This is a genomic window from Cohnella sp. GbtcB17 (assembly GCF_019091135.1).
GTDB lineage: Bacteria > Bacillota > Bacilli > Paenibacillales > Paenibacillaceae > Cohnella.
The window spans coordinates 23087-36347 of the sequence record NZ_JAGXJW010000001.1; the positions used below are offsets into that span (position 1 = coordinate 23087).

General features: G+C 61.0%; 13 protein-coding genes. 7 read left to right on the forward strand and 6 right to left on the reverse strand.

The window, feature by feature from the left end; translation table 11 throughout:
* Positions 1 to 36: 36 nt before the first annotated feature.
* On the reverse strand, positions 37 to 1005 hold the full coding sequence (locus KVT38_RS00095) for a hypothetical protein (protein WP_217591643.1): 969 nt from the start codon (positions 1003 to 1005) through the stop codon (positions 37 to 39).
* Between the two features lie 140 nt (positions 1006 to 1145).
* Here KVT38_RS00095 and KVT38_RS00100 point away from each other — a divergent pair, with 140 nt between their 5' ends.
* The 4 genes from KVT38_RS00100 to KVT38_RS00115 all read left to right on the forward strand — a co-directional run bounded on the left by KVT38_RS00100 (position 1146) and on the right by KVT38_RS00115 (position 4672).
* Positions 1146 to 1676, forward strand: coding sequence for a gamma carbonic anhydrase (locus tag KVT38_RS00100; RefSeq protein WP_217591644.1), 531 nt, complete (start codon positions 1146 to 1148; stop codon positions 1674 to 1676).
* A 139-nt stretch (positions 1677 to 1815) separates the two neighbouring features.
* A complete protein-coding gene (gene desA, locus KVT38_RS00105; protein WP_217591645.1) occupies positions 1816 to 2871 on the forward strand; it encodes a Delta(5) desaturase DesA in 1056 nt (351 codons plus the stop codon).
* Positions 2872 to 2939: 68 nt separating this feature from the next.
* Entirely contained in the window at positions 2940 to 4076 is a 1137-nt protein-coding gene (locus tag KVT38_RS00110) for a sensor histidine kinase (RefSeq protein ID WP_217591646.1), read from the forward strand.
* Positions 4073 to 4672 carry a response regulator transcription factor gene (locus KVT38_RS00115; RefSeq protein WP_217591647.1) on the forward strand — a complete coding sequence of 200 codons (600 nt, stop codon included), beginning with the start codon at positions 4073 to 4075 and terminating at the stop codon, positions 4670 to 4672. The genes KVT38_RS00110 and KVT38_RS00115 overlap by 4 nt, the downstream gene beginning before the upstream one ends.
* 78 nt (positions 4673 to 4750) lie before the next feature.
* Here the strand turns inward: KVT38_RS00115 and KVT38_RS00120 are convergent, their stop codons facing one another.
* The 5 genes from KVT38_RS00120 to KVT38_RS00140 form a co-directional block, all read right to left on the reverse strand.
* A complete protein-coding gene (locus KVT38_RS00120) occupies positions 4751 to 5263 on the reverse strand; it encodes a metallophosphoesterase (protein WP_217591648.1) in 513 nt (170 codons plus the stop codon).
* 27 nt (positions 5264 to 5290) lie between these two features.
* Positions 5291 to 6178: an alpha/beta hydrolase gene (locus KVT38_RS00125; RefSeq protein ID WP_217591649.1), complete on the reverse strand. Its 888-nt coding sequence runs from the start codon at positions 6176 to 6178 to the stop codon at positions 5291 to 5293.
* A 93-nt stretch (positions 6179 to 6271) separates the two neighbouring features.
* A complete protein-coding gene (locus KVT38_RS00130) occupies positions 6272 to 7372 on the reverse strand; it encodes an acyltransferase family protein (RefSeq protein ID WP_217591650.1) in 1101 nt (366 codons plus the stop codon).
* Positions 7365 to 9152 carry a class I adenylate-forming enzyme family protein gene (locus KVT38_RS00135; protein ID WP_217591651.1) on the reverse strand — a complete coding sequence of 596 codons (1788 nt, stop codon included), beginning with the start codon at positions 9150 to 9152 and terminating at the stop codon, positions 7365 to 7367. The genes KVT38_RS00130 and KVT38_RS00135 overlap by 8 nt, the downstream gene beginning before the upstream one ends.
* 216 nt (positions 9153 to 9368) lie before the next feature.
* A complete protein-coding gene (locus tag KVT38_RS00140) occupies positions 9369 to 10247 on the reverse strand; it encodes an AraC family transcriptional regulator (protein WP_368859037.1) in 879 nt (292 codons plus the stop codon).
* Positions 10248 to 10364: 117 nt separating this feature from the next.
* Between KVT38_RS00140 and KVT38_RS00145 the strand changes: the two genes are divergently transcribed.
* The 3 genes from KVT38_RS00145 to KVT38_RS00155 are packed head-to-tail and all read left to right on the forward strand — an operon-like array spanning position 10365 to position 13232.
* A complete protein-coding gene (locus KVT38_RS00145; RefSeq protein WP_217591652.1) occupies positions 10365 to 11423 on the forward strand; it encodes a Gfo/Idh/MocA family protein in 1059 nt (352 codons plus the stop codon).
* A gap of 28 nt (positions 11424 to 11451) precedes the next feature.
* Positions 11452 to 12306: a sugar phosphate isomerase/epimerase family protein gene (locus KVT38_RS00150; protein WP_217591653.1), complete on the forward strand. Its 855-nt coding sequence runs from the start codon at positions 11452 to 11454 to the stop codon at positions 12304 to 12306.
* Between the two features lie 47 nt (positions 12307 to 12353).
* Positions 12354 to 13232, forward strand: a complete 879-nt coding sequence (locus KVT38_RS00155) for a sugar phosphate isomerase/epimerase family protein (protein WP_217591654.1) — start codon at positions 12354 to 12356, stop codon at positions 13230 to 13232.
* The last annotated feature ends 29 nt before the right edge of the window (positions 13233 to 13261 follow it).

The following is a 13261-nucleotide window of genomic DNA, read 5'->3' on the forward strand; positions in this document are numbered from 1 at the left end:
ATTCGACAGCAATGCTATTGTACGTTCGGGTTCCTTTCACATTCGAATGATTTTGCGATAAAAAGTGTAATCGCCGCCGATATCGGCTTTATAGGCGGCCTCCGTCGCTTTTCCCATGTAGGACTGCCGGTAATAAGTTGCAGTCGGCAGATAACCGATCGCCATGCCCGTGCCTCCGCATATGAGGCTTCCGCCGTCGCCGCCTTTCAATAAGCAAGAGCTGTCCACGACCTCATATCGATATGGATCATAGGCGATGTAGAGACCGAACTCGTTAGGCAGCTCCAGGTCGTACGGCTCTCTCTGCCGCTCCGTAGTGTCGAAATGTTTAAGATGCATGTCATAATCGAAGCTGTCCCCGAAGCGCCATAATGTCCGGGAGCCGCCGCCGCACAAATATTCCCATTCATCTTCCGTAGGCACGGAAAAGCCCCGCGATTTCACGCTTGTTAGCAAATCCTCGTAACTGACCGGCGTGTAAGTTTCCAAAACCGTGAAGCCATCCGATCGGTCAAACCGCAGTCGTTTATCGATCGTAAGCCTATTCAGGGAAGATTTCTCGAACTTGTCGATTTCCGCTTTCCATCTCTCGACGAACGCTTCATCGCCGGGAGGCGCCTTTGTCCAGCCGATGTCGCGCAGATTGCGTTCTACAAGCATCGGCTGTACCATCACCGTGCGAACCGGTGACATGAAGCTCCCGATCCAAGCTTCGCCGTCCTCGATGTCGAATTCCTCCAGCGTCTCGTCCACGTCTTGCCGCGTCGCTTCGTCGAATCCGACGATGAACGAATCCCATCCCAGCGTCACGGTATCGCCCGGCACGAAAACGAATTCGCTTCCATCCAGCGAATAAATCGCCGTGTCCATGCTTCTTCCAAATCGTTCGAAACGAGCAAACCGCTCCAACTCAAGACCCGGATGCCTCTTGGATAGCGAAGCAAGCAGCGCCTGTCGCTCCCGCTCCGGCAGCTTCGTATAATGATTCCGGTATAGCTCGAACATGTCGGTCACTCCTTATCCGCAAGGCCTTTGTGAAGGCGAGTCTGGACTTTACTTACCATGATGGCGCAAAATATTCAAAGGCGCAATCTGAACTATAAAAGGACCAATTAAATCGAATCAACACGAAGGAGGCAGCAACTATGGCAACCGTACAACCCTTCGGCGGCAAGCGGCCGGACATTCATGAATCTGTTTTTTTGGCGGCGGGCAGCGTCGTGACGGGAGATGTGAAGATCGGCAAGGATTCGAGCATTTGGTATAACGCCGTGATCCGGGGAGATGTCTCGCCGACCGTCATCGGCGAGCGGACGAGCATACAGGACAATTCGACGCTGCATCAGAGTCCGGGCAAGCCGCTGATCGTCGAAGACGAGGTGATCGTCGGGCACAATGCGGTGCTGCACAGCTGTATCGTGAGGCGCGGCGCGATGATCGGGATGGGGGCGATCGTGCTGGACGGGGCGGAGGTCGGAGAAGGCGCGATGGTCGGCGCAGGCGCATTGGTGCCACCCGGGAAGGTGATACCGCCCCGCACGCTGGTCGTCGGTTCGCCGGCGAAGCCGCTGCGCGAAGTGAACGAAGCGGACGAGGCGGATATGCGGCGGATCGTGAGAGAGTACGTGGAGAAGGGGCAATTCTACAAAAAACAGAGCGAGATGGGGCGGCAGTAACCGCGAACATCGAATCGCACATGACATTTGTCATATCCGGTCATGACGCTTATGACTTATGGCGGCCCTCCCCCTGCATTTACAATGGATATACGTTGCGGAAGCTGTAGCCGCAGACGTCCATCGAGGGGGAAGACGCATGAAACAAACGAACGAAATCGCCGAGCTCAAAAAGAGCATGCTTCCTTTTGAAAAAACGGACCCGAAGTCCAGCATCCGGCAGTTGATCAACACGCTGGGCCCGCTGCTGCTGCTTTGGTACGCGGGCTACGCGAGCCTGGCCGTCTCCTATTGGCTCTCGCTCCCCTTTCTGATCGCGGCCTCGGGCTTCACCATCCGCGCCTTTATCCTCTTCCACGACTGCTGCCACGGCTCGTTCTTCAAGAGCAAGCGGGCGAACGATATTCTGGGTACGCTCCTTGGCGTACTGACGCTCGTGCCTTATCGGCAATGGAAAAACAGCCACGCCAAGCATCACGCGACGAGCGGCAATCTCGACAAGCGCGGCGACGGCGACATCTGGATTCTCACGGTGGACGAATATGCGGCGGCTCCTTTGTGGAAGCGCACGGCGTATCGCATCTACCGCAATCCCGTGGTCATGTTCGGCCTCGGACCGATTTACGTGTTTCTGCTCCAGTACCGGTTCAATGTGAAAGGCGCCAAGCGCAAGGAGCGTCTTAACACCTACCTGACCAACGTGCTGATCGTCGCTCTATACGCGGGCATGATCTGGGCGATCGGGTGGGAAGCGTTCGTGCTCGTGCAGGGGCCGGTGTTCTTCGTGTCGGGCCTGCTCGGCATCTGGCTTTTTTACGTGCAGCATCAGTTCGAGGACTCTTACTTTGAAAACGATCCGGAGTGGAGCTACGTGCAGGCCGCGGTCGAAGGCAGTTCGAATTATAAGCTGCCGCGCGTTCTTCAATGGATCACGGGCAGCATCGGCTTCCACCATGTGCACCACTTGAATCCGAAGGTGCCCAACTACAATCTTGAGAAAGCGCATCTCGCGACGCCTCCGCTGCAGCGCGCGGCCACGCTGACGCTCTCGACGAGCCTGCAGTCGCTGCGCTTCCGCTTGTGGGACGAAGAGAACAAGACGTTCGTCGGGTATCGCAAACGCCAACTTCCGGCCGTCGGAAGGCCGAGCCGCACGATCAAGCTGAAGGAGACGGCGAGGGCGGCAAGCAAATAAGGTTTTATCCGGCGGGTCGGATTAGGCTACAATGGAGGGTGGACGAAGATAAGGGGAGGGGCGGACCGATGCAAAAGTGGTATCACATTTTCCAGCGCAGCACGGGTCTGAGCCCTTACGTCTGGGTCGTTTTCTACATCCTCCCCTTTTATTTCGTTTTCCGCTCTTCGACCATGTACCATGCGCTAAGCGGCATCGTCATGATCGTGGGCTTTTTTGTTTGCTACCTGCTGGCGTTCAGCTCGAAAAACGGACTCGTTTATTTTTGGACGTCTTTGCAAATATCGTTTTCGGTCGCGATGACGCTCATGTTCGGTTACGTGTATTTTTCGCTGTTTTCGGCGTTTTTTATCGGCAACATCCAGCGCCGCGCCGGGTTTGTCACGCTGTACACGATTAATCTTGTCACGACGCTGACGGCCGTCTATTTCGGCTACCTGCACGCGAACCCGGTGCTGATCCAGCAGGCGCCCTTTGTATTCGTCTGCCTGATCGCGGCGATTCTACTGCCGGTCACGACCTACAACCGCAACAAAAGCGAGCTGCTGCAGGGAGAATTGAACGACGCGAACAAGCGGATCTCCGAGCTCGTGAAGCTGGAGGAGCGCCAGCGCATCGCGCGGGATCTGCACGACACGCTCGGGCAGAAGCTGGCGTTGATCGGCCTGAAAAGCGACCTGGTCGCCAAGCTTATCCGGCAAAACCCGGGACGCGCGGAAGCCGAGATCGACGACGTCAGGCAGACCGCCCGCAACGTGCTCAAGGAGCTGCGCGAGCTGGTGACGCAGATGCGCGGCACGCATGTCGAGGACGAGATCTTCCGCCTGAGGCAAATTCTGATGGCGGCGGACATCGAGTTCACGCTGACGGGCGATCCGAAGCTGGCCAACACCTCGCTGCTGAACGAGAACGTGGCGTGCATGTGCCTGAAGGAAGCGGTGACGAACGTCGTCAAGCACAGCAGGGCCACCGCCTGCGCCATCGACATCGAGCAGACGCCGGCCGAGCTGCGCATCCGCGTGCGGGACAACGGCGTTGGTCTCGGCAGCGGCACCTCTTTTCATAGGGGGAACGGACTGCGCGGCATGAAGGAACGGCTCGAATTCGTGAACGGATCGCTGGAGATTGCGTCGCGGGAAGGCATGGAGCTCGTCATCAAGGTGCCGAACAACTTGATCCAGGCGAAAGGGGAGGCGCAGCTATGATACGGATCGTCATTGCCGAAGACCAGCGGCTGCTGCTCGGCGCCCTCGCGTCCGTGCTCGATCTCGAGCCGGACATGGAGGTGGTCGGCAAGGCCGAGAACGGCGTCGACGCGCTGCGGCTCGTCAAGCTCCACCGGCCGGACCTGTGCATCATGGACATCGAGATGCCGCTCAAGAGCGGCCTGGACGCCGCGGAGGAGCTCAAAGGCTCGGGGTGCAAGGTCGTCATCCTGACGACATTCGCCCGGGCGGGCTACTTCGAGCGGGCGGTGAAGGCCGGCGCGCACGGCTACCTGCTCAAGGACAGTCCGAGCGACGAGCTGGCCGATTCGCTGCGGACGATCATGTCCGGCCGGCGCATCTACGCCGCCGAGCTGGTCGATGAGGCGTACAACGAAGAAAACCCGCTCACGGAGCGGGAAAAGGAAGTCATCGGCCTCATGGCCGACGGCAAAAATACGAAGGAGATCGCGAGCGAGCTGTTCCTATCGAACGGCACCGTCCGCAACTATATCTCGGTCATCCTCGACAAGCTCGACGTCAGCAACCGGATCGAGGCGATCAAGCGGTTCAGGGAGAAGGGCTGGTTCAAGTAACGGCAGCTTGAAAACATGGTTCCTGCCGGGCGTTACGCGCCTTTGCCAGTTTCAGCTCGGTACCCGCTCGGTTCCCGCTCAGTCCTGCTCCTCGCTTGCGACCACCGCGTCCCGGATCTGCTCGAACGTCAGCGGCGTATAGTCCCAGTGCTCGACGCAGACGTTGAAGTAATTTTTACCCTCGTACTTCTGGCCGTGGATATGCCCGTGGACGTTGACGTACGGCATATGCTTGTTCATGTACATCGGCTCGTGCGACAGGAAGAAGAAGTCCTTGTAAACGATCGGGTATTCGCTCACCTGCTCGAAGCCGGCTTCCAGCCACCAGCTTCGCGAGCGGCCCCGGTCGTGGTTGCCCAGAATAAGCGTCTTGCGGCCGTGCAGCCGGGACACGATGTCCCGCGTCCGCTCCATGTTCAAAAACGAAAAATCCCCCAAATGAAACACCGCGTCATCCTTGCCGACGACGGCATTCCACCGCGCGATCATGACTTCCGTCATTTCTTCCGCGTCCGAGAAGGGTCTGGATTCGAAGTCGATAATGTTGCGGTGTCCGAAGTGGTGGTCGGATATGAAAAAAGTGCTGGCCATCGAAAAACCCTCCTCCGCCTCGGAAGCCTAATGCTTCAAGGCTTTTTTGCGCTTGTCGTCCGTCAGCCGCTCCGCGATCCAATCGCGCATCGCGGTTAGCACAGGTTCGCGATCCAGCTCGTTGTGCAGCTCGTGCTTGTAGCCCGGCCACTCCCGGTAATCGCAGAGGGGGCCGGCCCGCTCAGCGAACTGCCGGCTGGCCGCGATCGAGGTGACCCGGTCGTCGTCCCCGTGCATGAGCAGAATCGGCACGCCAAGCTCGCTTGCGTGCTGGATCGCCCACAGCCCCGCGCGCTGCACGCCGAAGAAGAAGCGCGCCGTGATGTGGCCGTGGCCGAGCGGATCGGTGCGGTACCGTTCGACCATCGCCGGGTCGGTCGTCAGGTGGTCGGCGTTCATCGGGCGTTTGTTCGTGAAGCCGGGATACAGCCGCTCGATCAGCCGCCCGATGACGACCTGCGCCTGCGGCGGCGCAAACGCCAGCCGAAGCCACGGGCTGCCGATGACCGCGCCCGCCACGTCCGGCTTGCGCCGCAGCAGGTAGTTCAGCGCGACGTTGCCGCCCATGCTGTGCCCGTACAGGATGACGGGCACCTCCGGATAGCGGCGGGCCGCCTCCGCGAACAGCAGGTCCACGCCTTCGAGCAGCCCTTCGTAGCTGGGCGTGTGCCCGCGCTTGCCGGCCGTCCGGCCGTGCCCGCGCTGGTCGAAGCCGAGCGCCGCGTAGCCGGCATCGGTGAACGCCTGCGCGACGTGATCGTAGCGCCCCATATGCTCGCCCATGCCGTGCACGATGAGCACGACGGCCGAAGGCGCGGCAGGGGCGGCGCGTTCGCTGCCGCCGCCGGCCGTCCATTCGCCGGCCGCCATGACGGTCCCGTCGGACAACGTCCAGGAGAAAGGTTGATAGATCACCGGGAAGACTCCTTCACTCGATCGTCGTCGAGGCGTTTTCCCCTATTATATGCCTAGAAGAACGATCGAAGCTATACGGTCGTACGTTCTGCGCTAGCCGGCCCGAGACGCCGCGGTCGTCTCTTCGCGCGCCGGGTATTTGCCGCGGCCGCGCAGCGACATGGCGTCCAGGCGCATCCACGCATAGGTCAATGCCCCGCATTGCGCCAGCGTGAGGCAGGATACGAGCAGCTCCTGCGGCACGTTCGTCTCGACGTAGGTCCAGCCCAGCGCGAGCAAACTAAGCTTGATCAGCAGCGTATGCGCAAAAAACGTAAGCAGACTGAACCGATTGAGCATCCGATGATGCCGCCTGACCGCATCCCAGCGGATGCGCACGATGCCGTAGAACAGGAGCAGCGAAGCCGGCAGCGTGGAAAAGGCGAGCCTGTAATCGTCGCTCCAGTCCGCCGTCTCCCATAAAAAGACCGTCTCCGCCGCAGCCAGCAGCACCGTGAACGCGAGCAGCGGCCGAACGGGAAGCCTCTTGAACGCTTCTTCATGCCCGGCCAGCAGTACGCCCGCACCGACGAAGACGAGTCCGAAGCCGCCGTAGTTGACGAGCGCCTTCGCCGCCATATGCGCGCCTTCGGTGCCGAACAGAGCCGGCCAAGCGGCTCTGACCAGCCCGCTCGGCGTGCCGGCCACGCACTCCGCCGCCGCAAGCGCCGTCGCGGCGAGCCCGATCAAGTGCCGCTCGCGTCCGCGGGAGACAAGGGCATAAGAGACGAGCACGCCGAAAATAAGCGGCGGGATAAACCAAAGCTGCTGGTAAGCCCCTTCGATAAATATCCGGAGCGCGACCTTTTTTCCCAGGGCCTGCAATCCGCCCGCGCTCGCATCTCCGTGCAGCACGGCGCCCGCGATTTGACGTCCCGTGTTGAGCAGGCACAACAGCCCGTACACGAGCGCGATCCGCGCCACGTACCTTCGCACGTAGGCCCCGGCCTGCGCCGCATGCGTCCAGCCTTGATAAGCGAGAAAGCCGGCGATCAAATAAAAGCCCGGCACGATCGTGCCGAGCGACAGGCCGGCGAACGACAGTTGGCGATTGTCCAGCGTCGCCATGAACGGGATGATCAGCCCGTGGGAAAAGACGACGAGGACACAGCCGAGCGCCTTGAATAGCGTGATGCCCGGGTAGTAGCTACGCATTGCGCCTGCTCGCCGCGGGCTCTTCGAGCTGCGCGAGCGCCAGCCCGCACACGTCGGCCACCGCGATCTTGCCCGTCGGGGACATCGGCAAGTACGGCAAAAACACGATGTGCGCGGGAATTTTGAACGCCGACAGCGTCCCGGCGAGATCGTGCCGGATCTTCTCGGCGATGAGCGAGGCGTCGCGGCGGGGGACGATGCAGGCGCAGACCTGCTCGCCGTATTTGTCGTCGGGCACGCCGACGACGAACGCCGATTCGATGCCGGGGAGCTTCAGCAGCGCCTGCTCGATCTCGACCGGAGAGATTTTCTCCCCGCCCCGGGAGATGATGCGTTTGATCCGGCCGGCGACGATCAGATGGCCGTTCGCGTCCAGGCAGCCGAGATCGCCGGAACGAAACCATCCGTCCGCCGAAGGCCCCGCATCGTCCGCGTTCGACAGTCCGGCATAATGCATGACCCGGTGGCTCCGGATGCATATCTCGCCCTGCTCGCCCGCGGGCATCCGTTCGCCGGTCGCAGGGTCCACGATCGCCACCTCGACGTTTTTGTCCACCTTGCCGGCCAGGCTGTGCTCGCATGCCATGAATTGCTGGAGCTCGATGAACCCGCTCACGAGGCGCGATTGCATGAACAGGCCGTACAGCGGCGATAGAAGGGGATGGGGCTTGCGGTCCGTGACGCATACGCCGTTCGCGACGGCGCCTGCCTCGGTCGAGCCGTAGCTGACCATAAAAAAGTAAATGTGCAGCTCGCGCGTAATGCGCTCGAGAACGCGGCGGTCGACGGCGGAAGAGGTGAACACGAGCCCGAGCAGGCAGCGCAGGTCGTGCTTGTCTCTCGCTTCGGACGAGAGCATCTGCTCGATCATGAACGGGGTGCCGATAAGGACCCGGCATTTGAAGCGTTCGACAAAAGCGAGCGCGCTGCTCGGACTGTAGTGACTGAGCATGACGATGCGGATCGAGCAGGCCTTCAGGGCGGTGAAAAGCGTGCCGAACCCGCCCATATGGTAGAGCGGCAGCAGGCTCATGACGCACAGTTTGCGCGTTAGCCGGTCCGTCAGGCGCATGAGCGCAGAGGAGGCGAAGCTTGTCCGCTTGGGCGAGCGGGCGGCGGGCAAAAACGATGCGGTGGAGCGGAGCACGCCTTTAGGTTTGCCGGAAGTGCCGGACGTATAGAGCAGAACGAGCGGGTCGCGCACATTGCGCCCTGCTGTTGCGGCGCGGAACGCGTCGGGCCCCGCCGCCTTCGGCGCTTCCTCGGCCAGTTCGGCATAGGCGCGAAAGGGCGCGCGCAGCTCCGCCCGGTCCGCCAACACGAACAAGTGCGCCGGCACGGGGCATTCGGTTTCGTCGCCACGCATGCCGCTCTTTTCGGAGAGCAGCTCCGCCACCATCGTCACGTACGATTGCCGCTGGCCCTCCTTGTCCAACAGCAGGGCGGCCGGCTTGCAATCCGCAAGGAGCGCGCGCAGCTCTTCTTTTTTGCTGTATGTATTGAGCGGTACGGCGACGGCCCCGATGCAGGCGGAAGCGAAGATGAGGAGCACGAGCTCGATGCGACCCTGCATGAGCAAGGCCACTCTGTCTCCCGGTTGAATGCCGAGCGCCAGCAAGCCTTCGGACAACCGTCGGACCTCCTCCCAGATCGTCCGCCAATTGTAATGCTGATCCAAACCCGGGAAGCTGAACGCGATGTCGTCCGGCGATCTTGCGGCGCGGCTTCGCAGCAGTTCCGGAACTGTGTCGAGCGGGATCGTCCATGCCCTGTCCTGCATCGGGCATCCTCCTTAACCGTTATGATACAATTAGTATACATAACGTTACAAAACGTTGATATAGGAAAATGGACGATTCGCCGTCATCCGACTGAATTTCCTGGGAAATGAGCGCATGCGACAAAAAAGGGACAACGCCAGTTGGCAAAAGCCATTTCGGCAATGGCGCCTTGATCCGGCTTATCGAAAGCTTGCGATCGGTCAGGTAAGCGACGCTCAAGCAGGCGACGTTCGGCTTCGAAGGGACGAAGGAGAGACGCCGCGATAGCTCTTGAACAATCTGCTGAAATAGTAGATATCGCTGAAGCCGTGCTCGAGCGCGATCTCCGAGATCGTCTTGCTCGTATATCGCAGGTCCTGCTCGCAGCGGCCGATCCGCACAAAGTTCACGTAGTCGGTGACCGAACGGCTGGTGAGCTCCTTGAAGACGCGGCTGAAATGATAACGGCTCATGCCGGCGATGCCGGCCAGCGTCTCTACGTCGAGGCGCTTGGCGTAGTTTGCTTCGATATACTGCAGCACGGGCTCGATGCGGGTCAGCCGCCGGATGCGGGAAGCGAGCTCGCCTTCGGGCATGTGCTTCGCGACATGTCCGCGCAGCATAGCCGCGAGCAGCCGGTACAGGCAGGACTTCACCGAGAGCTCGTAAGCGATATCCTTTTTCTGAAACTCTTCGATCAGCTCGTCAAGACTCTCCGTGATGGCGGCGTCGCCGGCGATCCGGTTCGCGAAGCGGATGCGGGAGCGGACGATCGGCGTGATGAACTTGGTCTCCGCCGAGTCCAGCCGGTGGCTGTGCAGCAGATCGGGGTCGAATATCACCGCATAATAAGACAAACGGTCGGACATGCAGACACCCTGATGCAGATCGGCGCAGTTCACGACGATCAGGTCTCCCGGACCGACGTCGTAGCTGTCGGCATTGCACGTGATGCGCGCCGCGCCTTCGATAATATATAGAAATTCCATGTGCTCGTGCCAATGAGCATAAAAAGCGGGCGTACCCGCTCGTTCGATCCGGCAAATATGAATTTTGAGCGGGAATTGGGGATCCGGCATATCCATGGGCTCCAATAGATCGGGATTGCGGTCCACGCGGCGGCACCTCCGTATCGCACAATATTACAAATCGTCAGCATAGCTATTCATGGCTGGTCGTCTCCTTTCATTTTATAGTACAGGTAGACAAATGAGTAGAGGGAGGCAACACCTGTGAAAAAGCTTGGCATCGGCGTCATCGGCACGGGCTCGATCTCCGAATCGCATTTGAACGCATACGCGGCCAACAAGGACGCGACGATCGTCGCAGTCTGCGACCTGAACCGCAAGCGCGCGGACAAGGCGGCGGCGAAGTACGGCGCTGCGAGCGTTTATACGAACTATCATGATCTGCTGGCCAATCCGGAAGTGGAAGCGGTCAGCATTTGCACGTGGAACCATACGCACGCGGAGATCGCGATCGCCGCGGTCAAGGCGGGCAAGCACGTCCTCGTGGAAAAGCCGCTCAGCATGACGGTCGAGGAAGCCGAAGCCGTGCGCGAAGCGGTCCGTTCGAGCGACCGCATCCTGCAGGTCGGCTTTGTCCGCCGCTACGACGCGAACGCGCAGCTGGCCAAGCGCTTTACGGAGCAGGGCGAGTTCGGCGAGCTCTATTATGCAAAAGCGTCCCTCATCCGGCGTCTCGGCAATCCGGGCGGCTGGTTCGCGGACAAGGAGCGTTCGGGCGGCGGCCCGCTCATCGACATCGGCGTGCACGTCATCGATCTGTCCTGGTACTTGATGGGGCGTCCGAAGGTGAAGTCGGTCAGCGGCAACGTGTACAACAAACTCGGCAACCGTTCAAACGTCAAGGGGCTGTCCTTCTACCAAGCGGCCGACTACGACGCTTCGCGCAACACGGTCGAGGATCTGGCGAACGCGCTCATCCGGTTCGAGAACGGCGCGTCCCTGCTCGTCGAAGTCAGCTACGCGCTGCACGCCAAGAGCGATGAGTCCGCGGTCCGGCTTTACGGCACGAAGGGCGGATTCGAGATCGACCCGGAGCTGACGATCGTCTCGGAGCGGCATGACACGATTCTGAACGTGACGCCGCAGGTCGACAGCCTGAAGTTCAACTTCCAGCAAGCGTTCCAGTCGGAGATCGACAGCTTTGTCGCTTCGGCGACCACGGGCACGGAGCCGCTCAGCCCGGTCGAGGACGGGCTGACGATGATGCGGATCCTGCGCGCGATCTACGAGTCGGCGGAGCAGGGCAAAGAGATCGAGCTGTAATATTAACAGGCAAGGGGAGAGAACGGGAATGAAGCTGGGACTGAGCACGTACAGCCTGTACCTCGCGATCGAATCGGGCGAGCTTACGGTGACGGGCGCGATCGACTGGATGGCGGAGCAGGGCTGCGAGCACGTCGAGATCGTGCCGATCGGCTTCGACATCCGGACGCCCGGACTGATCGAAGAGATCGTGGCGCGCGCGGCGGCGAAGGGGCTCGATATCTCTAACTACGCCGTCGGCGCCAACTTCGCGATCGACGACGACGAGGCGTACGAAGCGGAGATCGAACGCGTCAAAGGCGAAGTCGACATCGCGCGCGCGCTCGGCGCGAAGAAGATGCGGCACGACGTCGCCTCCCGGCAAGGAGCATCGGTCGGACAATTCTGGCGCGAGCTGCCGCGCCTGGCGGATGCTTGCCGCCGCATTGCCGAATACGCGGCGTCTGTCGGCGTCGTGACGAGCGTGGAAAATCACGGCTACTACATGCAGTCGAGCGAGCGGGTGCTTGGCCTGCTGGCGGAGACGAACCATCCGAACTTCCGCCTGACGCTCGACATCGGCAATTACATGTGCCTGGACGAGGATCCCGTGGCGGCTGTCAAGCGGTCGATCGGCGAAGCTTCGATCGTGCATTTGAAAGATTTTTATTTGCGGCGCGCCGACCGGGATCCGGGCGAGGGCTGGTTCAAGACGGCGGCCGGCAACTACCTGCGCGGCTCGATCTTCGGCCAGGGCGACATCGATGTGCGCGAGGTGCTGCACGCCGTGAAGGCGTCCGGCTACGACGGCTATCTGTCGCTGGAGTTCGAAGGCATGGAAGAGTGCAAGCAAGGCTCGCGCATCGGCTTGGCGAACGCGCGGCGCATCTGGTCGGAAGTATAGATTTTTGCAGGGAATAGCAACTTCAACGAGGAAGGGGACATACAGGCATGGTGCAAATTGCGAATCCGATCGGCGTCATCGTCGACAGCTTCCGGGTCGGCGTGCGCGACGGACTGGTGAAGGCGAAGGAGATCGGCGCGGAAGGCGTGCAGATCTACGCGGTTGAGGGCGAGATGGATCCGGACAAGCTCGATGCGGCCGCCCGAGCGGAGCTGCGTGCGTACGTTGACTCGCTCGGCCTGCGTATCTCTGCGCTGGTCGGGGATCTGGCGGGACACGGCTTCCAGGACCGGCGCGAGAACGGCTGGAAGGTCGAGAAGTCCAAGCGGATTCTCGACCTGGCGCTCGACCTCGGCACGAACGTGGTCACGACGCATATCGGCATCGTGCCCGAGGACGAGACGAGCGACGTGTACGCCGCGATGCACGAGGCGGTCGAAGAGCTCGGCCAATACGCGAGCGAACGGGGCGCCTTTTTCGCGATCGAGACCGGTCCCGAGACTTCGGCGCGCCTGAAGGGCTTCCTCGACAGGATGAGCACGAAGGGCGTGTCGGTCAACTTCGACCCGGCCAACATGGTAATGGTGACGGGCGACGATCCGGTGCAAGGCGTCTACAACCTGCGCGAGTACATCGTGCACACGCATGCCAAGGACGGTATCCGGCTGCAGGAGACCGATCCTCGCAACATCTACGGCGCGCTCGGCTACGAAGCGATGTCGCACGAGAAACTGGCGGAGCAGGGCGAGTCCGGCGAATACTTCCGCGAGGTGCCGCTCGGCGAAGGCGGCGTGGATTGGCCGGCATACCTTCAGGCGCTCCAGGATATCGGCTATGAAGGCTTCCTGACGATCGAGCGCGAGGTCGGCGCGAGCCCCGAGCGGGACATCAAGCTGGCGGTCGATTTTCTTCGCAAGTTCAGGTAGTTTCGCTGTTGCTCCGGCCGCGCCTCGAT

Excerpts from the sequence above, each read along its gene's own strand:
- KVT38_RS00095 (WP_217591643.1), bottom strand. The coding sequence starts at position 1,005 with ATGTTCGAGCTATACCGGAATCATTATACGAAGCTGCCGGAGCGGGAG.
- KVT38_RS00100 (WP_217591644.1), top strand. The coding sequence starts at position 1,146 with ATGGCAACCGTACAACCCTTCGGCGGCAAGCGGCCGGACATTCATGAA.
- desA (WP_217591645.1), top strand. The coding sequence starts at position 1,816 with ATGAAACAAACGAACGAAATCGCCGAGCTCAAAAAGAGCATGCTTCCT.
- KVT38_RS00110 (WP_217591646.1), top strand. The coding sequence starts at position 2,940 with ATGCAAAAGTGGTATCACATTTTCCAGCGCAGCACGGGTCTGAGCCCT.
- KVT38_RS00115 (WP_217591647.1), top strand. The coding sequence starts at position 4,073 with ATGATACGGATCGTCATTGCCGAAGACCAGCGGCTGCTGCTCGGCGCC.
- KVT38_RS00120 (WP_217591648.1), bottom strand. The coding sequence starts at position 5,263 with ATGGCCAGCACTTTTTTCATATCCGACCACCACTTCGGACACCGCAAC.
- KVT38_RS00130 (WP_217591650.1), bottom strand. The coding sequence starts at position 7,372 with ATGCGTAGCTACTACCCGGGCATCACGCTATTCAAGGCGCTCGGCTGT.
- KVT38_RS00135 (WP_217591651.1), bottom strand. The coding sequence starts at position 9,152 with ATGCAGGACAGGGCATGGACGATCCCGCTCGACACAGTTCCGGAACTG.
- KVT38_RS00150 (WP_217591653.1), top strand. The coding sequence starts at position 11,452 with ATGAAGCTGGGACTGAGCACGTACAGCCTGTACCTCGCGATCGAATCG.
- KVT38_RS00155 (WP_217591654.1), top strand. The coding sequence starts at position 12,354 with ATGGTGCAAATTGCGAATCCGATCGGCGTCATCGTCGACAGCTTCCGG.